The organism is Cocleimonas flava, assembly GCF_004339015.1.
In the GTDB taxonomy this organism is placed as follows: domain Bacteria; phylum Pseudomonadota; class Gammaproteobacteria; order Thiotrichales; family Thiotrichaceae; genus Cocleimonas; species Cocleimonas flava.
Map to the genome: position 1 here is coordinate 208,813 of NZ_SMFQ01000004.1, position 20,235 is coordinate 229,047.

General features: G+C 40.0%; 18 protein-coding genes. 9 read left to right on the forward strand and 9 right to left on the reverse strand.

Annotated elements, in window-relative coordinates:
- The first annotated feature begins 287 nt into the window (after positions 1 to 287).
- Positions 288 to 1,850, forward strand: coding sequence for a choice-of-anchor I family protein (locus EV695_RS12710; protein ID WP_131906363.1), 1,563 nt, complete (start codon positions 288 to 290; stop codon positions 1,848 to 1,850).
- A 156-nt stretch (positions 1,851 to 2,006) separates the two neighbouring features.
- Here the strand turns inward: EV695_RS12710 and EV695_RS12715 are convergent, their stop codons facing one another.
- Entirely contained in the window at positions 2,007 to 2,897 is an 891-nt protein-coding gene (locus tag EV695_RS12715; protein ID WP_131906364.1) for an EamA family transporter, read from the reverse strand.
- Between the two features lie 344 nt (positions 2,898 to 3,241).
- On the opposite strand from EV695_RS12715, the gene EV695_RS12720 reads away from it, so the two are divergent.
- Positions 3,242 to 4,057, forward strand: coding sequence for an HAD-IIB family hydrolase (locus tag EV695_RS12720; RefSeq protein ID WP_131906365.1), 816 nt, complete (start codon positions 3,242 to 3,244; stop codon positions 4,055 to 4,057).
- A gap of 58 nt (positions 4,058 to 4,115) precedes the next feature.
- Positions 4,116 to 5,330 (forward strand): glycosyltransferase family protein, encoded by a 1,215-nt coding sequence (locus EV695_RS12725; RefSeq protein ID WP_131906366.1) that lies wholly within the window; start codon positions 4,116 to 4,118, stop codon positions 5,328 to 5,330.
- Between the two features lie 49 nt (positions 5,331 to 5,379).
- Here the strand turns inward: EV695_RS12725 and EV695_RS12730 are convergent, their stop codons facing one another.
- Positions 5,380 to 7,155 carry a sugar phosphorylase gene (locus EV695_RS12730; RefSeq protein WP_131906367.1) on the reverse strand — a complete coding sequence of 592 codons (1,776 nt, stop codon included), beginning with the start codon at positions 7,153 to 7,155 and terminating at the stop codon, positions 5,380 to 5,382.
- Positions 7,156 to 7,589: 434 nt separating this feature from the next.
- Here EV695_RS12730 and EV695_RS12735 point away from each other — a divergent pair, with 434 nt between their 5' ends.
- Positions 7,590 to 8,480, forward strand: a complete 891-nt coding sequence (locus EV695_RS12735; protein WP_131906368.1) for a hypothetical protein — start codon at positions 7,590 to 7,592, stop codon at positions 8,478 to 8,480.
- A gap of 202 nt (positions 8,481 to 8,682) precedes the next feature.
- Here EV695_RS12735 and EV695_RS12740 read toward each other — a convergent pair whose 3' ends face one another.
- On the reverse strand, positions 8,683 to 9,501 hold the full coding sequence (locus EV695_RS12740; RefSeq protein ID WP_131906369.1) for a DUF1287 domain-containing protein: 819 nt from the start codon (positions 9,499 to 9,501) through the stop codon (positions 8,683 to 8,685).
- Positions 9,502 to 9,685: 184 nt separating this feature from the next.
- On the opposite strand from EV695_RS12740, the gene EV695_RS12745 reads away from it, so the two are divergent.
- The 3 genes from EV695_RS12745 to EV695_RS12755 all read left to right on the forward strand — a co-directional run bounded on the left by EV695_RS12745 (position 9,686) and on the right by EV695_RS12755 (position 11,817).
- The gene (locus EV695_RS12745; RefSeq protein WP_131906370.1) at positions 9,686 to 10,399 is read left to right on the forward strand and encodes a hypothetical protein; all 714 of its coding nucleotides are present in this window, start codon (positions 9,686 to 9,688) and stop codon (positions 10,397 to 10,399) included.
- A gap of 29 nt (positions 10,400 to 10,428) precedes the next feature.
- Positions 10,429 to 11,136 (forward strand): hypothetical protein, encoded by a 708-nt coding sequence (locus tag EV695_RS12750; RefSeq protein ID WP_131906371.1) that lies wholly within the window; start codon positions 10,429 to 10,431, stop codon positions 11,134 to 11,136.
- 138 nt (positions 11,137 to 11,274) lie between these two features.
- Positions 11,275 to 11,817 (forward strand): hypothetical protein, encoded by a 543-nt coding sequence (locus EV695_RS12755; RefSeq protein ID WP_131906372.1) that lies wholly within the window; start codon positions 11,275 to 11,277, stop codon positions 11,815 to 11,817.
- A 550-nt stretch (positions 11,818 to 12,367) separates the two neighbouring features.
- Here EV695_RS12755 and EV695_RS12760 read toward each other — a convergent pair.
- Positions 12,368 to 13,831 carry a hypothetical protein gene (locus EV695_RS12760; protein WP_131906373.1) on the reverse strand — a complete coding sequence of 488 codons (1,464 nt, stop codon included), beginning with the start codon at positions 13,829 to 13,831 and terminating at the stop codon, positions 12,368 to 12,370.
- 216 nt (positions 13,832 to 14,047) lie between these two features.
- Complete coding sequence (locus tag EV695_RS12765; RefSeq protein ID WP_131906374.1) at positions 14,048 to 14,641, reverse strand: hypothetical protein; 594 nt, start codon at positions 14,639 to 14,641, stop codon at positions 14,048 to 14,050.
- Positions 14,642 to 14,950: 309 nt separating this feature from the next.
- On the opposite strand from EV695_RS12765, the gene EV695_RS12770 reads away from it, so the two are divergent.
- Entirely contained in the window at positions 14,951 to 15,439 is a 489-nt protein-coding gene (locus EV695_RS12770; RefSeq protein ID WP_131906375.1) for a YcxB family protein, read from the forward strand.
- A gap of 57 nt (positions 15,440 to 15,496) precedes the next feature.
- Here the strand turns inward: EV695_RS12770 and EV695_RS12775 are convergent, their stop codons facing one another.
- The 3 genes from EV695_RS12775 to EV695_RS12785 all read right to left on the reverse strand — a co-directional run bounded on the left by EV695_RS12775 (position 15,497) and on the right by EV695_RS12785 (position 18,381).
- A complete protein-coding gene (locus EV695_RS12775; protein WP_131906376.1) occupies positions 15,497 to 16,675 on the reverse strand; it encodes a DUF1287 domain-containing protein in 1,179 nt (392 codons plus the stop codon).
- Between the two features lie 185 nt (positions 16,676 to 16,860).
- Positions 16,861 to 17,526 (reverse strand): AP2/ERF family transcription factor, encoded by a 666-nt coding sequence (locus EV695_RS12780; RefSeq protein WP_131906377.1) that lies wholly within the window; start codon positions 17,524 to 17,526, stop codon positions 16,861 to 16,863.
- Positions 17,527 to 17,967: 441 nt separating this feature from the next.
- A complete protein-coding gene (locus tag EV695_RS12785; protein ID WP_131906378.1) occupies positions 17,968 to 18,381 on the reverse strand; it encodes a hypothetical protein in 414 nt (137 codons plus the stop codon).
- Positions 18,382 to 18,819: 438 nt separating this feature from the next.
- Between EV695_RS12785 and EV695_RS12790 the strand changes: the two genes are divergently transcribed.
- Positions 18,820 to 19,398 carry a pseudouridine synthase gene (locus EV695_RS12790; protein WP_131906379.1) on the forward strand — a complete coding sequence of 193 codons (579 nt, stop codon included), beginning with the start codon at positions 18,820 to 18,822 and terminating at the stop codon, positions 19,396 to 19,398.
- A 130-nt stretch (positions 19,399 to 19,528) separates the two neighbouring features.
- Here the strand turns inward: EV695_RS12790 and EV695_RS12795 are convergent, their stop codons facing one another.
- Positions 19,529 to 20,131 carry a hypothetical protein gene (locus tag EV695_RS12795; RefSeq protein ID WP_131906380.1) on the reverse strand — a complete coding sequence of 201 codons (603 nt, stop codon included), beginning with the start codon at positions 20,129 to 20,131 and terminating at the stop codon, positions 19,529 to 19,531.
- Positions 20,132 to 20,235: the final 104 nt, after the last annotated feature.

A 20,235-nucleotide genomic window follows, 5' to 3' on the forward strand; every position in this document is an offset into this window, starting at 1 on the left:
AAAAGTCTTCTTATGTTTGAATTAGGTTTTGATTTAGGTTTAGAAATAAAAAATAAAGATTGGGTTAACGATCAAATAAACAAGGCGGGCGATTATCACTCATTGATTAAACGGTTTCTAGTTCTATTAAATACAGTGATGTTTTAACTTTTGTTTTAATCTTTTTTTTAAACTTAGTTTAGTTTCGCTTTGTTACCGACCCTTCCCTATAGGCGATTACATTCTTGTTTTTATCCGTGACTGTCATTAAACGTTAACAATAACTCAGTATGGTGCAGCAATTTTTAATGAGTAGGATATTAACCATGCGCTTAAACCGAAACCTTCCCCCTCTAGCAGTTTTACTGCTCTCATCTACACTGATTGCGTGTAATTCATCGAGCGACGATAAATCCGCAAAAATCGAAGGATACGTTGATTCTGTAGCAACGTTGGACTTTCAATCATTCAACGCTCAAGAGAACGCTCTGGAAGCTAAAGGCTTACGTGTTTTTGGTCCAAATGCCGATTTAGCCGCTGACCTTGAGCCTGAATATGTGACAGTTTCTGCCGATTCCACAACAGCATGGGTCTCATTACAGGAAAATAATGGTATCGCTAAAGTAGATCTACTGTCAGCGACAATCACAGATATATTCCCATTGGGTTTTAAAGACCATGGCGCCGCGGGCAATGAACTGGACGCCAGTGATAAAGACGACGATGCAGTTATCCTGCGTTCGTTCCCAAATCTCAAAGGCATGTATCAACCAGATGGTATCGCCAGTTTCGAACAAGATGGCGTAACGTATATCGTTTCTGCTAATGAAGGTGATGCACGCGAATACGATGGCTTTGTAGAAGAATCACGCGTTGAAGATATCACTTTAAATGCAAGCGCATTTCCAGATGCTGCCACCCTTCAAGACGAGACAATTTTAGGTCGTTTAAACATCACTCAAAACCTGACATCTGCAGTTACTCAAAGCACGCCTTATACAACTTTGAATAGTTATGGCGCACGCTCATTCAGTATCTGGAATGGCGAAACAGGTGCACTCGTTTTTGATAGCGGTAGCGACTTGGCCAAACAAGCCGTGACAGCAGGTGTTTATCCTGATGGACGAAGCGACTCGAAAGGTACAGAACCTGAGAATGTCGCAATCGGTACTGTCGCTGGCAAACGTTTGGCATTTATCGGATTAGAGCGCGCAAACGCAGTCGCTGTTTATGATATTAGCGATTTAAGTGATGTAACGTTTGTGGAAATGCTCACCCATGCGGATGATGTAGCCCCAGAAGGTATTCTATTTATATCTGCTGATGACAGCCCGAATGAACTTGCAACACTGATCGTTTCTAATGAAGTGTCAGGCAGCATCACCATTTATGAAGCAGATGCTGATGGTAAATTTGGTACGAATACAGGACGTCTTGTTCTTGTGGGTGGCGAAGCAGCGGCTGAAATCAGCGCTTATGACAAAACCACTAAACGTTTATTTGTACTCAATAACGGTGAAGACTTAACGGCATCACAAGTCGATGTAATCGATATCAGCGATACTGCGAACCCTGTTCTCGAATCAAGCATTAGCACCAGTACGCTAGGCGGTGGAATAAACTCAGTGGCCGTATCGAATGGTTTACTCGCTGTGGCAATTCAGGCAGATGAAAAAACAGATGCGGGAAAAGTAGCCATCTACGATACCGACACGCTCAGCCTGATTGATTCTGCAGTTGTTGGTGCGCTGCCTGATATGGTTACATTTAGTAAAGATGGAACCATGATCATTACTGCTGATGAAGGTGAGCCAAACGATGATTACAGTATCGACCCAATAGGTTCGGTGTCGATAATTCGCTTAAAATAGAAAGATACCAATTACGATCAGCAATCAACTTAATGCTAGCGCTTCGTTCTGAAGCGCTAGCAACACTTCAATAGGCACCCCCCACCTTTGGGGCACTTTTTTTCAAAGACATTAACTACAAATCGTTAATACTCAATTTGACCGGTAACGTTTTCATTAAGCCACTTTGCTAACTCTGGCTTTCCTAACCGTCCTGACTGACATATAAATATTCAACGCAAGGCCTGTTAGGATCAATAATGCTGCAATAATTTTCCAGATCGGCATGGGTTCACCTAACATCAAATACGAAGCCATCATTCCGGATACAGGAACCAGTAACGCCCAGGGTGTCACCACCGAAGCATTGTAACGACTGATTAAATAATTCCAGATGCCATAACCGATCAGCGTATTTCCGATGGTTTGCCACAACACCACGTAAACGCTAGTCATTGATGCCGATTGGATACTGCTTTTCATCAACGTCCAACCTTCAAAATACAGCGACATTGCAAACAATACAGGCACGGTAAACAACGACGAATAAGCGAGAAACGCAATAATATCAACCTTACCCGCTTTCTTGATCACCATATTCCCCATGGCCCAACTCATCGCCGCAATCAACACCAGAACCAGACCTAATAGTGTTGTGTTGTCATCGACCTTACTGCCGATTAAAGCGATGCCAGAAAAACTAATCAGCAATGCAATCCATTGCGCTGGCTTTATCGTTTCTTTGAACATAAAGATCGCGAAGATAATACTGAAGAAAATCTGCGTTTGTACCACCAGAGATGCAAGGCCTGGCGATATATCATTTTGCATCGCATAAAACAGCACACCAAACTGGCCGAAACCAATTAACAATCCATACGCCGCTATTAACCCCCAACCCGCTTTGGGACGCTTCATAAAAAAGACCAGAGGGAATGCCACTAAAAAGAAGCGAATCGCAGCAAATAAAAATGGTGGCAACTCATCCAGACCGTATTTAATAAATACGAAATTTGTACCCCAAATCAAGGTAACAAAGAAAGCGAGAAGCTGATGTGATTTACTCATGACAATGCTCGAGGTAACGTCTATAAACCCAAAAAAAGTAATTTGGATGAAACTAATTTTGTAAATTAGCACCAAGATCTGCTGATAAATAGACACAGTTGCGATTAAATCTGTACTTGAACATGGCGCATATCAACTTACTTATTTGTTTAAATGTTCTAAGCTATAAATAAATGTTAAGGTGAAGTCATTCACATCAAACAAGGGGTTCTAATATTTTCTTATATTTTTTTATAGAAAAAGTTCTGTAAACACCCTGTGAGCAGCTCCGTGAGAGAGCTCAGTAAAATAGCAAAAACACTATGAAACACTTAAAACTAACCTAAAAAAACAGCTTTTAATAAATGGATTTAACAACACTTCCCGACACAAAAAATTGGTTAATTTTTACTGATCTCGACGGTACTTTATTAGACCATCATGATTATCGTTTCACTGCTGCCCAACCAGCATTAAAACAACTCAAACAACGTGGCATTCCGGTAATCATAAACTCCAGTAAAACCCTTGCTGAAATTGCACAGATTTCCAGCGATTTAGGTATGAATACCCCTCAAATTGCAGAAAATGGCAGTATCATTTTCGACCCTGAAGAAACGCAGACACATATTTTAGGCGCAGATTACACAACAATTTGTCAGGTGCTAGATGCCCTGAGACGAGAACATGGATATTGCTTTAACGGTTTTCATGACTGGAGTGCAGAGCAAATCGTTGAACACACTGGCTTAAGCCTTCAGGCAGCAAGAAATGCAGCCCAACGCCAAGGCAGTGAACCCTTATTATGGGAAGATGACGAAGCGCTGATCGAAGATTTCCGTCAATACTTAAAACAACATGGTCTAGAATTAAAACGGGGTGGACGTTTTTGGCATGTAATGGGACAAACCGATAAAGTTGAAGCGATGCATTTTGTGCAGAAACATCTAAATAATAACTCGAAAGCTTTTACCATTGCCCTTGGCGATAGTGCGAATGATAAAGACATGCTGACAGCAGCCAATGTCGCGATTATCGTCAGCAACCCAAAAGGCACACCGTTTACTATCGACGCGAATAAAAGACCAACACCCAATCACCTGATAAAAACCACATTAGAAGGCCCTGCTGGTTGGAACGAAGCAATAATGCAACTCTTGCAGGGATCAACAACAAACTAGCAGATAGTCAAAAGAAAGAATTACAGAAAGAAACTCACTCAAAAATAAAAAGGATGTCATGTCAGACTTTAAACAAACAGGACCAATTACAACACTCCACAAATTACCGGGTGCGTCATTAGAAAAAATTGAGAATGAATTAAGACGCCTATCCAAAAGACATCCAATGACTCTCATCCTGCCCTCCTTATTTTCTGAACTGGAAGGCCCTGCATTATCGGGAATTTTAGATGAGCTACAACATGCCGATTACATCAATGAAATCGTCATTGGTCTGGATCAGGCAGATCAAAAACAGTTTGATTATGCACGTGAGTTCTTTTCCAGATTACCCCAGAAAAAACGCATTCTTTGGAATGACGGACCTCGCTTAAAAGCCGTTGCTAAAATGCTGGAAGACAAAAAACTGGCGCCCGATCAACCCGGCAAAGGACGCAATGTCTGGTACTGCATGGGCTATATTCTAGCTGCTAATAACAGTAAAGCGATTGCCCTACACGATTGCGATATTCTTACCTATACCCGTGAAATTCCGGCTCGGCTGTTTTACCCCATTGCCAACCCTGCACTGGATTTTGAATTCTGTAAGGGCTATTACGCCCGCGTAAATGCTAAACAACAACTCAGTGGTCGTGTCACACGTTTATTTGTACAACCGATGTTGCTGGCGCTGAAAAAGGTATTAGGTAATATCGAATACATCGAATTTCTCGATGCATTCCGCTACCCATTATCAGGTGAATTCTCCATGAGTGATGACATGCTCAACTCAATGCGAATCCCGAGTGACTGGGGTCTGGAAATCGGCATACTCTCCGAAGCTTATCGCAACACATCGCCACGACGCGTTTGTCAGGTTGATATTGCCGATAATTACGATCACAAGCATCAGGAAATGGGTGGCGAAGATCACACACAAGGCTTGTCTCGCATGAGTCATGAAATTACCAAAGCGCTGTTTAGAAAATTAGGTACTGAAGGCCATGCGATGAATAAAGCCTTCTTCCGCGCAGTAAAAGCCACCTACCTGCGCGAAGCATTAGACTTGCTGGATAACTTTAACGCAGATGCGCAAATTAATGGTTTAACCATGGATATCCATGCCGAAGAAAAGACCATCGAACTCTTCGCCAGCAGTATTATTGAAGCGGGTGAAACCTATCTGAAAAACCCGATGGAAGTGCCTTTCATCCCTAACTGGCGTCGTGTATTCAGCGCTGTACCAGATTTAACCGATCAAATACTGGAAGCGGTTGAACTGGACAACGCCTGATAATTAAATGAAAAGAAGCGAATCAAACGTCGCTTCAAATACGGATGAGTTATACAGACACTGCCAACCAAAGACAGGCATACGGCTTTAACACCAGCATATTGCCTTCTCTTTCTGGTTCTACGTCATAGAGAACATTTTTCCATTCGCCCGGTTCACCAAGAATCGGGCGTATTTTCGCATCATCCAGATACTGATTCACTTTACTGAAATTATATAAAGCCACAATCTTCTGTTTACAATCCAGCGAAACACGCACCACGCCTAACACCTTGTCATCCAGATCTAGCACATCCTGCGTTGCATCTGGGTGGAAAGCAGCCTGCTCGCGGCGCACTTTGATGCGGCGCAAATACTCATTCATTAAAAGATGCGTACTACTCTCTGGTACTTCCAGCAAAGCTTCTAACTCATCAATATTCCATTGATGACGATTGATCGAACGCGTCGTACCTGTGACTTCGACGTGTTCGTGATCGTTCGGCGTAGCGAGCAAGGAATGAATATAAATACCCGGAATACCACGCATCGACAAAGCAACTGTTTGTGACAGAAGAAAACGCGCGACTTGCCATGGTGCAGACTGATTACCCGGATTTCTAAACGCATCGAAATACGTTACATTGATTTCATACGGGACATTCTTACCTTCAACATTCTTGCGGGTAGAAATATACGCACCACCGGCACGCATATCCTCAAGCAACTGTTTTAGCTCATCTTCAGGAATCAATCCTTCCAGTGGACGAACGCCGATTCCATCGTGCGATGCCGTAAAGTTAAAATAGGTACACCCCTCTGGCGGTGGCGTTAGATGTTTCAACCATTCATATAAGTAAAGGGTATTACTGGTGTGAATCGCGTGTAGCAACAACGGTGGCAAACTAAACTGATACACCATCTGGGCTTCATCGCCTTCACCAAAATAACTGATGTTTTCTTCGTGCGGCACATTCGTTTCTGTTAATAGAATTGCCCCTGGGCTTACCGCGTCCGTCACATCGCGTAATAGTTTCACCACCTCGTGTGTTTGAGGTAAATGCAAACAAGACGTGCCCTCTTCTTTCCATAAGAAAGCAATTGCATCAAGACGCGTAATGCGCGAACCCTGGCTGATATAAAACAGCAAAATATCCAGCATTTCCAACAACACTTTGGGGTTCTTGTAATTTAAGTCGACCTGATCTGCACTAAACGTCGTCCAGACATGGCGAATACCGGAATGCGTCGGGATATCCGTCAACAACGGCGTACTTCTGGGACGCACCACGTGAGACCAGTCTTTGTTTGGATCTTCGTAAATGAAGAAATCTTTATAAGGGTCGCGATCAGCACGAAAATCAGAGAAATACAGACTCACGCGCGAACAATGGTTCAATACGAAATCAAACATCAGATTGAAATTTTCACCGAGCTTATCTACATCATCCCAGGTGCCTAAATCCGACCGAATCACACGATAGTCAGCAACAGAAAAACCATCGTCAGACGTGTAAGGAAAAATCGGCAATAAATGAATCACATTAAAATAATCACTGAGGCGTTTATCAGCAAATTCTTTAAGGGTTTGTAGCGATGCTTTTTCAGGCGTACCTTGATTGGTACTTTCCTGCTGTGAACTCGATTGAATCGAGTCACCATAACTAATCAGGGTGACGTCTTTCTCATCCCAATGGCTTTTGAAATGGTGTTTATCAATCGCTTTCTGATATTTCTGTATGCGCTGTTCTAACTCGGGAATAAACCATTCTGCGACCTCCTCACCGTACAAAAAATTTAAACGGGTAACTATCTGGCTGATAGTGTCTGCAGGAAGTTTCTTCATACTTAAGTACTTTCTGGTGAGTTAGGAATTTAAAATATATCTTAATTAAACATTATAATCTTGGTTAAAACGCGGTTTGGATATAGAAATACTAACCCGCTTGTTTAAATTAGATAACCTGTAATATTAGTTACTTAATAATTTTTTATATATTTTTAGACGTTTTAAAGTCATTTATCCAATAGGCATCAGACTTTTTTCTCTCAAAAAACTTCTGGACGAATATTATTTTTGCTTCTATAAGAAATACTGATACATCGTTCAAATCACATATATACACAACAATAATACGTATTTCGTTGTATCAAATAACAGACTTAATCGAGTTATTGAAAATATTGGATTTGACTGTTAGTTGGAAAATGTCAGAAAAAACAATGTAAGCAATACCTGTCAGATCAAGTCTAAACATCTATCAACTTGAGGGAAAAACGATGCGACTTAAAATAATCTTACTACTTAGTATTTGTTTCACTTTTGTGGCTTGCGGTGGCGGAGGAAGTAACTCTGACACAAATGACGATATGACCGAAGATATGACATCTGAAGAAGATACAAATCCTGAAAACGACGATGATACTGAAGAATCTGATGACAGTTACAGCGACAGTGGCAGTGATAGTAACAATGACGACGGTTCTGATGATGGCGGTGAAACAGGCGGCGATGATACAGGTGGCTCCGCAGGAAATTGCATCACAATACCTCGCCCTATTGTAGGACAAAAAATCACCCTGAAAAGAACCAGCGATCAAGATAGTACCGTTAGTACAGAAACAGAAACCGTGACTGTCTCTAATAATACAACATTATCGTTAGATACCACCTACGAACAAAATGTTGCTGGCTTTAATATTTCCAGCACGGGTGATATGACATTCACCTATACCATAGCCAATAACTTTCGGGACATTACCAAATTAGAAACCAACTTAGTGACTAATAATTCACTCACAGGTGAAATTGAAACCAATCTGGTCAATGAATATTCACCTTACTGGCGAGTTGCCTCTGATGAAATTTGTGAAGGTCAAACGTGGACAACAGATTCGGTCGTAACCACCACGGTAACATCTAGTGCCGATCCATCTGCTAACACCATGACAAACAATCAAAATATCATATTCACCATAGAAAGCGTAAACATCCAGAAAACAGTAACCGCAGGAACCTTCTCGACTTATCAAATACGTCAGGAAGACGCTAATGGGGTAAATACCATCTGGTTTGATAAAGCCACGGGATTATGGGTAATTAGTGAAGGCCGAAATTCAGACGGTGATCTCATCGGAACAGCCGAACTCATTTCAATGGAACAGCTATAAGGTATCGTATTGATACATAAAAGACCATCCGACAAATGCCTAACAAAACGCATATAAACGTCGGATGGTTTTAACTCAATTGTCTATTCAACTAACCGAGTTTTTTATTATAAATAATCATTGTTTATTCGAATCAGTATTTATTGGCGTCTAATAAATATATCTAAGCCACCCCCCTACTTATAGGCAGTTTTTTTCAGCATCATTCTGGAGATAATGCCTCACTCTTGTAATGCCCAATAATCTTGAAATCAAACAACATATCATTCATTTGTGGGCCACCACCAATGTTGTGAACGATTAAAGGATTACTGGTATGTTCAGATACGTAATTCGAGACGATGCCGATATGCACCATGTTTGTTCCTTTCGCGCTACTGCCACTTGGTTTACTCAAATCCCAGGCGACGACATTACCTGCTAAGTAATCCATCGGGTCATCCGAGATGGGTAACGATGCGCCAGCGCGTTCGAAGAACGTCATTAAATTAGGCACACGCCGATGATCGATATTGGTATCCGGTTTAGACAGCTTCCATTTGTTGGGATAACTACGGAAATTACGCTTCATATCCTCGTGGACACGTTGTTGCAAATCGATCCCTAGGCCACGAAATGAGCGTATCACCACATCGGTACAAACGCCGATATCTGCAGGAACATCACCCATAGGATATGCAATTTTGCGATAACTACCGTCGTATCTGACATTAGATTGAAGGCGCAATTCAGCTTGAATCGCCAAGTGATCCTGAAACGTTAATTCTCTCTCTGGCTCCACATCGATTTCTTGCTGATCAGTAGTGAGTTGAGTGTGGCTGGGCTTTGTACTCTGGTCGATATTCACATCGTCAATAATTGCATCGCCGATAATGACATCGCGGATAATGGCATCGCCGTTAAGAGTATCGTCTTTGAATATGTGATGTTTGATCGATGAAAGCTGCACAGTAGCAACTAAACCAACTATTAAGGCGAGTAATAATATTGCTGTTCGGACATGGTGCTGTGTGCTTTTCATGATTACGTTTGCCACCCCCCTACTTTGAATGATATTTACGTTTTATAAGGATACTTTTTTTCATTAATTTCTAAAAATGTAAATCGATCACATTTTGAATCCTGAGTCACGTTTAAAATAACGACTAATAGCATACGCTGATATCGCAAAACAACGCAAATGACAACATTCAAAAAGGAATAATATGTGCGACATATTACCGGGAGGTAGAAGAGTCAGACACAGGATGCCAAGGCATCCTCAATGTTATGAAACCAATCCACCGCCAGAAAATTCACCAACAACGCGTGGTACAACAGGTACTAACAGCAACCTTCAACGACAATATCAAAGACGTTTCGAGCTTTCACTGGAACGTGCTGGCATCAATGAAGCGATAGAACGACTTCATGCCACATTACTCTCCGAAGCCCGCCGTATGAGTGCCAGCATGTCATACGAAAGCTTCACCACACTTGATGCTAACCCAAATCAGGCAATACGGCTGTTTCAATCAGTGCTTCAAAACGTACTAGAGAATATCCGCGATGCCGGCTTATCCAGAATGCTACCCCAATTCGTGATGAGATTAATGGGATCACCACTGACCTATCTAACTGGTCTTCAAAGCGTTTACGATCAAAGCCGTTGGGACTCTCGCGATGCAGGTCGACGCAATAGTTTTCGTACTCAACAGGTCTATGCGCACCTCATTTGGGTGTATGCCAGTAGCGCTTCAGACAACAATCTGCAACGCGCCATAGAGTACAACCAAACACTCGTCACTCAGGGACTAAGATACATACGCTGGAAAGAGCAAGAGTTACCGCGTCTTCGCGCATGGGTATTACAAAACACCACGGCCATAGATCGCGGCGGAACATGGGATGTACCTTCAACAGGATTAAGACATTACTGAAAATTTAACGCGATAAAGGAGTATTAAAATTGAATAAAGTTGATGTTGAAAAAATTTGGACAGATGTTCAAGGAGAAGCTGGCAACCGCTCTAAAGGATCATTCAAACGCGCGCTCTGGTACGGAAATAACAGCAAGGTATTCGGACAAAACAAAGGCGCACGAAAAGCCATTCGTAATGCACCCAAGCAAATTGCATTAGGGTCGCTGGATTTTGCAGGCATGGCCCCGGGGTTAGGTGCTGCTGTAGGCATGGTGGTCGATCAAGCCTTATCCGCAGGTAAGGACCTTTATAGTGCTGAGGTTAAGCCCTACTTAAAGCAAAAACCCACTTCAGCTGATGAACAATTGCGTAAACAGGTTAAGAGCTCCGTTAAGGACATGAAGTCTAATGCCTTTCAGGTAATGGATAGAAATCTGGTAAAACTGAAAGACTCCGGCAAAAAAGTAAGCCCATCCATTAGAGACTTAATGGCCGCTGCCCCAAGCGCGACGTATCAGAATTCATCCATGGGCGTTTCAATTGGCGGATCATCAGATGATGAGAAGCAAGCTAAAAAAGCACACGATGCTTTGCGCCAGATTGCAGAAACTGAGTATTATATAGACAAAGAAATGGGCATGGTTAAGGTCCTACAAGAAGCTTTGGTAGTTCTTGAAAAAGACCTCAACAAGATGCAAGTATCAACTCAGAAAGTGCGTAAAGAAGTGATGGATTATATTGAGAGTGCTTTATAGTTTAAAACTGAATATGTAATAACGGAATATTCAGTCGAATCATGATAACGCTTAAGTGAACTAGACTAACCAAAGTATATATTTTAATTTGAACACATAATTGGAAAGTAAATACATTATCTAAGGATAGGATTAAAAATGAAAACATTAAAAACATTTTTTGCAAAGCTTATTACTTTATCATTGCTGTTAATAGCAGTACCTTCTTCAGTATTTGCCGGAGATGCTAGTTTACCCGTCATTAATTTTGCTCTCCCAGCTGGAGCAACAGCTGTGCCTTCACTTTCAGGAACAATGCTTGTTATATTGAGTTTACTATTGTTCGTAGTAGCTCTTAAAATTTCCAAACAAAAAAATGCTAATACCGGAAAATTCTTTGTTACCTTAATAGGTGTCACAGCAATTGTTTCAGGCAGTGGCGGAATTAAGATGATATCTGAAGTTAATGCCGGTAATGATGCTGTATTTATTAATATTCCTGAAAACATTACAAGAACGTTAGATACATACACTCCATACACATTTAAAAACACGAATGCTCAAGCTTTAACAATCACTTTAGAAGAGAATGATTATTCTTGTATTTCATTGGATGGGGGTGCAACGCTTCCTTTGTGCAATGATGGTTCACTCGCCCCAGACTCCTCTTGTGGAATAGTATGTATTAATCCACCAGATTGAGAGTTTTAAGCTTTTAGAAATATTTGTAAGAAATTATTTTTAAACTGATTCGATTTCAGTTTAATTAACTTTATGTTTTTTGTGTAATTCGGGTTTAATTTACTTTATATACTACAAGCAAAAATCCTTAAAATAGACGTGAATTTAATAGAAATAAACCATAGTTTACTGGAAATACATCTTCCAGCAGTTTAATTTGCCGCCATTTTTGGTGGCATCTTTGGCGGCATAGTTTCCCAAAAAAAACTGAACATGATAGAGTCATAACAGTTTGAAGCTAATTTTCCTATGACGTCAACGGGGATTTGTATCTAGTGCTTTCAAGTTCACCGGTATAATTTATTTTCACCCCCCCCACCTTTGAATGATATTAGGTTTTTGTTTTTTGAAAACGTAAATAGAGCCGAGCTTGCGAGACAAAAGCTTTAGCTGACCCTTCAGGGTGAGGCGTAGCCGAATAATTTATGCTTTGCGGGGGCACTTTTTCAATGAATGAATGATTGATTGAACTGTCAGACAAGCATTGCGCCATCCGACCCACACTAATCATCTAAAAAACTGGCACCAAGGTTAACTTCGAATAATCAAGGTATTGCAATGGGTTCTCTTGCAAACCTGTATTTGTATAAAATCGGCTTAAATCATTTGAGCTTGAAGCAACCTCAATCGCCGCGCGTTGTGGGGCTGAATGGATCGCTTCCCTCATATTAAAAATGATGTTGTTATAGTCTGGTTTAAAGCCATTTATATTATTCGTAATTTGGCAATTCGACATATTCTTGAATTCAAATTCATTCGACACATTACCCAAAATTCTACAGTTTTTATTTTCAAAAACTTTGATCGAACCTGTCGCCTGTCGTTTGTTTTTTACCTGATCAACCAATAACACAAAATTACCGGCAACCACGTTATCAATCCCTCTGGATAGCGTCACACCATGATGTTGATTCGAGGCGCAGAAATTATTGATGATCTTTATATTGGCGTAAGGCAAAGACCTAAATCGTCCAAAAAAAGAATCTCCTTTTTCATCACGCGTAAAAAAGCACTGCCATCCCGTTAAATTAGGATTCCTCAACGGTGTCTTACCCACCAGCGAAACATTATTACGAATCGTGATATTGGTGTTATTGCGCTTCTGTTTACTGGTATATAACTGGATCATATCGCTATGAACATACTGTGTTTTGCGAAAGCGTTGTTTATAAAAAACAGGGGTTCGGGTATGCATTAAATTAGAATCGAATAATGCATTATTCACACCACCACCAGAAAACATATCGCTCGCCACTCTCACGGCTTTATTGGCTACCGCGTAAAATCCATTCATATCATGAAATTCAACCCCATGAAACAAATCGGTAAACAGCGTTCTATCGATGATAATGTTGTTACTTTGTTTAATCAGCAGACCTGATTGACTGGCCAGAATCGTATCGAGTTTTCCGCGTTTTAATGCGACTAGATTATTGTTTTTATCGCTAAAGTGTAAATTGCTTAAACGAACGTTATTTGAATTCCTGATCTGCCATGAGTAATTATTTCGGGCGGTATCCCATAAATTACTGACCTTAAAATGACTGATGGTGACATTGTGCAGATTTTCCCAGGTTATATTTTCCAGGAAAGGCGCCCTATTTTGACCCAACATACCAAGGATAAGCACCGGCGCATTAAAACGGCGCTTTTGTTTGTAATGGTAACGCTTATCTCTGAGGTTGCTTCTTACGACAATAATCTCGCCGCCCGTGGCATTATCTAAAACCTCTGACAGTTGCTGAAAATTAAACACGTTGAAGACAATATTATTATTGATAATGTCAGCAGCATTAATTTTATCCAGCTTGCTTGAAGATAAGCTTGGCATCTCGATTTGAAATTGAGAATTGTCCTTGGCATAACCCTTGGCAAAGGTTACAAACTCTTCTGCATAAGCGTGACTATTTGCGAAAAATAAAACGATTAACAGAATGGAATTAGCAATGTTTAATTGACGGAATAAGTGTTTCATATTGCCTTGTTGATTATTGTTATTATTAAAATCAGACCAGCTTTTCTAGTAAAAATTCAAAAATAAATATTTACTGAATAACTTAGTATATCTAGCCACTAATTAAGCAGAGCTTAATACGACATCACTATACATGGCATAGGTTGATCCAACAAAGTTATCCAATCACGTTTTATACGACCTACTTGATTGACGCCTACAAGTTAACGCGCAGGCTCATTGATCAAAATCACCGGCTTGGTATTTCAGTAACACAGCATCATTTGCTAAGGATGCCGCTTCAACCAAAGCCTTTCCGTGACAATCACCATCGACAGCCCAGTATTCATTATCTTCATGCACTACCGTTTTTACACCGGGTACTTTAGCAAGTGACTGATAAATCTCATTGTTGAATGCGGTTGCAACATCTCCACTTCTGAAAAACTCTCCTGAGGAAACCATCACCGACCACTCAAACTCATCGCCTATCGATTTTATTGCAGAAATTCCCTGCAATGATTTATTAAGGTTAGTCCCCACTCTTTCCCAAACTTCTAACACCTCATCGTCATTCACGTTTTGTTTTTCAACCATTACATCACCAATAGATGACGCACAGATACAAGGTCGCGCATCCTCTTTTTGTTTCTGGCGTTGCATATAATTTCGCCAAATCAGCAATAAAGCGCCACCACCAAAAAACAGCACGGATAAAACGCCAATCACCTTAGGTACTAAACCTGTTTGATTAAGCAGAAAGATACCAACCACAGCAAACAGTAAACTGCCAAGAATTGAACCAAGGGGTGTCGATAAGAAATGTTTCATAATGGATCAAGTCTAGATCATAAATGGAAACATTGATAAGTCACTTGAGTGTGAGACTCAGAAATAACGAAATAAAGGGTTCAAATAGTTTATTAAGCCACCCCCCGGCTTTGGGGGCACTTTTTTACAATGATTACTTTTACTTCGCTTTCACATAGCATTTACATAACTTTATTTAGTTTCTATCTGGAAATATTAACAAAGCATCCATCCCCCCAGAAATTTCGGATATGATTTACTCGTCAAGAAGATAGTATTAAGTTATCTATGATAAAAACCTATAAAAAAGCACGAGGGATTTAATAAACCATGGATGCCAAATTCAGAATAACTGAAGCAGATTACGTGAATGCCGGAAAACTCTTTAGCAGAACGACCACCAAGGTAAAACTCATTCTACTTCTGGGTGTGGTGCTTTTGGTATTGGGAGAAGTATTTGGTCCGCGCAGTTTGTCGGGGGCATTAATCGGCGGATTGCTGGGAGGCACTTTAGTCGCGGTACTGATTAAATACATCATCTCGCCCTACATGCTAAAACGACATTACCGCAAGTACAAAGCCATGCATGAAGAATTTACCATACAGCAACAGGATAATGGCGTATTCATAGGCTCTTCAAGTGGCGAAGGTATAGTCAAATGGGACAATATTCTGAAATGGCGGCAAAACGACGATTATATTTTGCTCTACCCGATGCCGCGTTTGTACCATATCGTGCCTAAATCAATCGCTAAGCACGGCTTTGATATTGATGGACTGGTCGAAAGCCTTAATAAACATGTCGGTTGCGAAACCTGATAAAAACTGATAAAAACGAAAAGAATAATTGCCACCCCCCGGCTTAGAGGCACTTTTTTATGAGCCGGTTTCACCCTCGTAATCAACGTAATCCAAGTAATCATTGTTTTTCGCAAACGATTTCATTCTCGAAGAGGACAATGCAGTACCGTAATTAAAATGACCCGTAATCCTGTGTTTGAACAACATGTCGTTTAACTCAGGGCCTGCTCCGATATTATGCACAATTAACGGATTACCCGTAATCGCAGAAACTGAATTAGACACAATGCCAATATGCGTGAGCCCTTGACCCAAATCCCAAGTCACGATATTCCCTACTTTATAATCCGCAGGGTTATGCGTAACGGCTAAGGATGCGCCAATACGCTTAAAATATGTGATCAAATTGGGGACACGCCGATGATCAATATTGGTATCAGGTTTAGATAATCGCCAATTATTCGGATAACGATGGAAATTACGTTTCATATCCTCATGCACACGTTGTTGCAGATCAATCCCTAAACCACGAAATGATCGAATCACAACGTCGGTACATACGCCGATGTTTTTAGGCACATCACCCATTGGATAGCCGATTTTCACATAGCGACCGTCATAGGTAACATTCGATTGCAGACGCAATTCAGCCTGTCTCGCGAGGTGATCCTGAAAAGATGAGATGGCGACAATGGGTGAGGCTTGAATGCTAGGTGTAGCTCTCGGTATTGATGCTCTTTGCAGCGCATCTTTAAGATCGTTTTCAATACTTTCTGTGAATTGCTCTGCGATTTTAAACTCAGAGAGTTTAAGTGTTGCAAGTTTAGCTACATCTTTATTTGCATCTTTATGTACATCAACAATTTCATTATCTTCATCGCTCGCTAACTCAAATAAAAAATAATAAGACTGATCAATATCCTGATGCGCTAACCCAAATTCATCTTCAGTTACACCTTTAATAACATCATCTCCAATATTCCAAGATGAAGGTTTCGCCTGTGTACCTTGAGCTGACCATACGTAAATGGTCGGTAAAGCATATTTTGCAGAGGATGTTTGCTTATTGATCGGTTGTTGATGAGCTACAGAATCGTGTGATTCAATTGTTTTCGACGCATCCGAAACACTTGGCAATGGTTGTTTCAGACTGCCCACTTTATTCAGCAATATCGTTTTGGCAACACCTAACAAACCGACGAATAAGGTCAGTAAAAGCAGTGTTTTCAAATAGGGAATGGTGAGTTTTTTCATTACCCTTACAGTAATAAATCATCCACACGGAATTGATAAGCGACATAAGAATAGAAGGTAGTAATTGTGCTTTGAATTGCTTTTATTAAGCCACCCCCTACCTTACGGGCACTTTTTCTGAATGAATAATAAAATAATGTAGGTTGGATAAGCATGGCGCCACCCGACTTATCCCACTAATCTCTTCAAGTCATACTTAAAAGCTCAGCATCTTTAATATTATGATCGCTCATATATTTCAATACTTCTGCCTTAAATGGTTTGTTATTTTTAAACTGCATCAATAATTGTTTAAACCATGACACCAAAATATCTTCTGAAATCACAGGTGCAAGTGCTCCAATATGTACTGCCTGCTTTTGCGTAAAATATAAATACCTGAAAACGATTAACAGCCTTTCCTTAACCGGTATATTTTTATAAATCGAATCGAATAAAGCATAGTCTTTATTTTTTTGTAGAAACTCACAGGCTTTAAACCATGCCATTTCATAACCGTATTTGTTAATACTAAAGTTCTTATGAAAACGAATATTATTTGTCGTACCCTGCACATGAAAATAACAGGTGTTGTACGAAATTCTAAACTTAATGCCTTTAACGCCGGTAGAATAAGGAGAACTGATTCTTCTCAATTCCTTAGCTGCAATATCGCGTTTACTACTTGCCAGGTTTTTTTCCATCATCCATTTTGCATGGAGTGATTTAGCATCTGATAAAATCTCATCTTCTGATTTATCCGTCGATTTAAAACTATAATACTTTTGCATTAATTTCGAATCGACCATAACAGCAACACGGACGCCGATGAACCCTGCCTTATGCTCGTCTTTTCTATACGTTCTAATCATATCTCTAACGATGTTAACTATTTGCAATGAGTAAATTCACATTATTAATTTACACAGATACCATCGAAAAACATAATTAAAGTATGGAAAGCCCTTAATTACTTATTTTAATTAGTTTTTATGTTAATTAGTTGTTTATTGGGCGTAGAAAAATCAGAAAGTTACCCCTCTACTTACCATGAGCTTTCCATTTCGTTTTTTGAAATGGACAACTCAGCCGAGGTGCAACCGAGACAACGCTGGAACGCAGTAACGACGACCCGAAGGGTGAGGCCTTAGCCGAATATTTATGCCGGAGTTTAGGACTAGCTCGTCTGTAACACAACTCTAGACCTTACGCGTGTATTTAGGTACTTTTTTCGATGACAAATAAAGTATGTAGGTCGGATAAGCAAAGCGCCATACAAGCTATTTGATAACTTTTCCCGGAGCTCGCGTTACTTAGCGAAGCCTCTCTTTAAATTTTTCTAAGAGTTCCATATCATCCCGCCCTACTGTTGGCACTATATTGTTATCCGCATCAAGCATGAATATCTCAGGGTTTTGAGGATCAGGGCTGGAATTATCTTGAATATTCTTAGGATCACTACCAAATATTTCCGGATCCAAAGTATTTTTATCAACATCGCCATCTATTAATGCATAAGGTTTTACTTTGTTATTTTTTCTAACATTTGCTGCAGATTGACGTCTTCTTTTAGTTTCTTTTTTCTTTCTCTCAATCTCAGCGACTACCTTATCTAACTTTTGAATCGCAGCCATTTCACTCTTACTAAATAGCGGTTTAGCAAAAGCAGGTGCAGAAAACACAAACATCACCATTAAAAATAAACTGAAGGATTTTAAAAGTTTCATAGTTAAATATTAGTCCATATTTTAAATATGTCTAATCAACCAATAAATATCACCGTCTGACTATCAAACACTTTTACTCAATGAACAATGAAAATGTACCTTGGATTAGCCTAGCGCCATCCGACATGACCATGATGATTTTCATACTATAGCTCTCATACAATAGCTCTCGTACTACAGCTCTCATACAAATGTCGGATGGCGTACCTTAACCGACCTACTTTGCTTTCAATGGTAATTCATAAACAGTAGGTATTTCACCAAGCTATTTTAAGAACGTGTGTTACAGTGATAAAGATAACTGCTTGAATCCACATTTTCTCTCCCGCCCTAATTATTGATTTCATATCTTTTTTCAAGCACAGGGAAACTCGCCATTATTTCGTTTACTCAAAATAATCTCACTTAAGTGTGCAAGAACACCCACTGAAAAAAACAATGAATACAGCAGCGAACGATTCGAGAAAACTGTTGGCGCTCAATAAACCTAAGGGTTATGTCGTCACGCGCTCTGATGAGCTAGGACGAAAAACAGTCTACGACCTTTTACCTCAATGGGTTTTTAATGATGGGTGGATGCCCATCGGACGACTAGACCTGGAATCCAAAGGGATTCTATTATTTACAACTAACGGCAAAATGGGTGAAAGACTCACCAGACCGGGGAATTGCATCAAAGTCTACGAGATTTGGGTCAGAGGTCACGTAACAGACGAGCATATTGCAGCCGCGCTGAAAGGCGTGGAAAGCAGAGAAGATATGCTGAAAGTGCTCAGTGTTGAAAGAAAAGGCACGGGAGGCGCAAAAACAAAACTTTGGGTAGCGATTGACGAAGGAAAAAACCGGCATATTCGTCGGCTTTTTGGCGCATTGAAAGATCCCAAATTTGCGACCGCTTTAAAAGTCTTAAAACTAACACGAATCAGTATTGGTAGTTTCAGACCAAACATCGAAAGCGGTAAATGGCGTTATCTATCTTTAGCGGAAGAAACAATGCTAATTAAGAATCTTAGTTAATATAAAAAACGATCTTTGACACCCCCCTAGTTTGAGGAGGTTTTTATATTTGATTAAGTAAAAATCGCGGATACAAAAAAGCCCGAAATTATCGGGCTTGTTATTAGTCAAACTATAGATGTCTAATATTTTATCTTGGATATCTAATTCCGCCAAAGCAGTTATTAGCGTATTTTTTAGCCCAGAATTTTCGCTTCTTTTCTAGACGATTATATTGGCTTGCTTTGTACCCTCTTTTCATACGATCTTCAGCTCTTTCCTTCATTTCTTCAATGTATGAACATTCCCGATCATTAATGTCTTTATCTAATTTCTTTTGCTTCCGAGCCTGAGCCTGTTTTTGTAATCTTATTTTTTGAGAATAATCAGACTGTAAGCGGTTGTTCATATCGTTATAAACGGGTTGTGGTATGTAATTACTCGTTTGCTTATATCTGCGGTTTTTTAATGATTCTGGCATAACGGTAACCTTTTTTTCACCTTGCCATTTTATGTAACCTTTCTTATGAGTATTATTATTCTTAACATTATGTCTTATTTGATTATTCATTGGAGTTAAAGTGCCAGTTTTTTGATAGACAACCTTAGATTGATAAGATGCTCCCTTTAAACGCTGACTATCGTTAAAATGCCCATTTTCTACATCTGGTAGATACCATGCGAAGAAATACAAAATTGCTGCTAAGCCCATTGACGGGACGATTATCATTGCAAGCTTTTCATAAGAATTCATATCTATACCGTTCCTTTTTATTCAGATTAGTATATTAGTTTTATATGTTACTTTGCATACCATTAGTCGTATGGCGAATAAGAAAGCGAATTATGGATAAATAA

Bases quoted from the DNA above. Each gene is read 5' to 3' on its own strand.
- EV695_RS12710 (WP_131906363.1), top strand. From the start codon at position 288: ATGAGTAGGATATTAACCATGCGCTTAAACCGAAACCTTCCCCCTCTA.
- EV695_RS12715 (WP_131906364.1), bottom strand. From the start codon at position 2,897: ATGAGTAAATCACATCAGCTTCTCGCTTTCTTTGTTACCTTGATTTGG.
- EV695_RS12720 (WP_131906365.1), top strand. From the start codon at position 3,242: ATGGATTTAACAACACTTCCCGACACAAAAAATTGGTTAATTTTTACT.
- EV695_RS12725 (WP_131906366.1), top strand. From the start codon at position 4,116: ATGTCAGACTTTAAACAAACAGGACCAATTACAACACTCCACAAATTA.
- EV695_RS12730 (WP_131906367.1), bottom strand. From the start codon at position 7,155: ATGAAGAAACTTCCTGCAGACACTATCAGCCAGATAGTTACCCGTTTA.
- EV695_RS12735 (WP_131906368.1), top strand. From the start codon at position 7,590: ATGCGACTTAAAATAATCTTACTACTTAGTATTTGTTTCACTTTTGTG.
- EV695_RS12740 (WP_131906369.1), bottom strand. From the start codon at position 9,501: ATGAAAAGCACACAGCACCATGTCCGAACAGCAATATTATTACTCGCC.
- EV695_RS12745 (WP_131906370.1), top strand. From the start codon at position 9,686: ATGTGCGACATATTACCGGGAGGTAGAAGAGTCAGACACAGGATGCCA.
- EV695_RS12755 (WP_131906372.1), top strand. From the start codon at position 11,275: ATGAAAACATTAAAAACATTTTTTGCAAAGCTTATTACTTTATCATTG.
- EV695_RS12760 (WP_131906373.1), bottom strand. From the start codon at position 13,831: ATGAAACACTTATTCCGTCAATTAAACATTGCTAATTCCATTCTGTTA.
- EV695_RS12765 (WP_131906374.1), bottom strand. From the start codon at position 14,641: ATGAAACATTTCTTATCGACACCCCTTGGTTCAATTCTTGGCAGTTTA.
- EV695_RS12770 (WP_131906375.1), top strand. From the start codon at position 14,951: ATGGATGCCAAATTCAGAATAACTGAAGCAGATTACGTGAATGCCGGA.
- EV695_RS12775 (WP_131906376.1), bottom strand. From the start codon at position 16,675: ATGAAAAAACTCACCATTCCCTATTTGAAAACACTGCTTTTACTGACC.
- EV695_RS12780 (WP_131906377.1), bottom strand. From the start codon at position 17,526: ATGATTAGAACGTATAGAAAAGACGAGCATAAGGCAGGGTTCATCGGC.
- EV695_RS12785 (WP_131906378.1), bottom strand. From the start codon at position 18,381: ATGAAACTTTTAAAATCCTTCAGTTTATTTTTAATGGTGATGTTTGTG.
- EV695_RS12790 (WP_131906379.1), top strand. From the start codon at position 18,820: ATGAATACAGCAGCGAACGATTCGAGAAAACTGTTGGCGCTCAATAAA.
- EV695_RS12795 (WP_131906380.1), bottom strand. From the start codon at position 20,131: ATGAATTCTTATGAAAAGCTTGCAATGATAATCGTCCCGTCAATGGGC.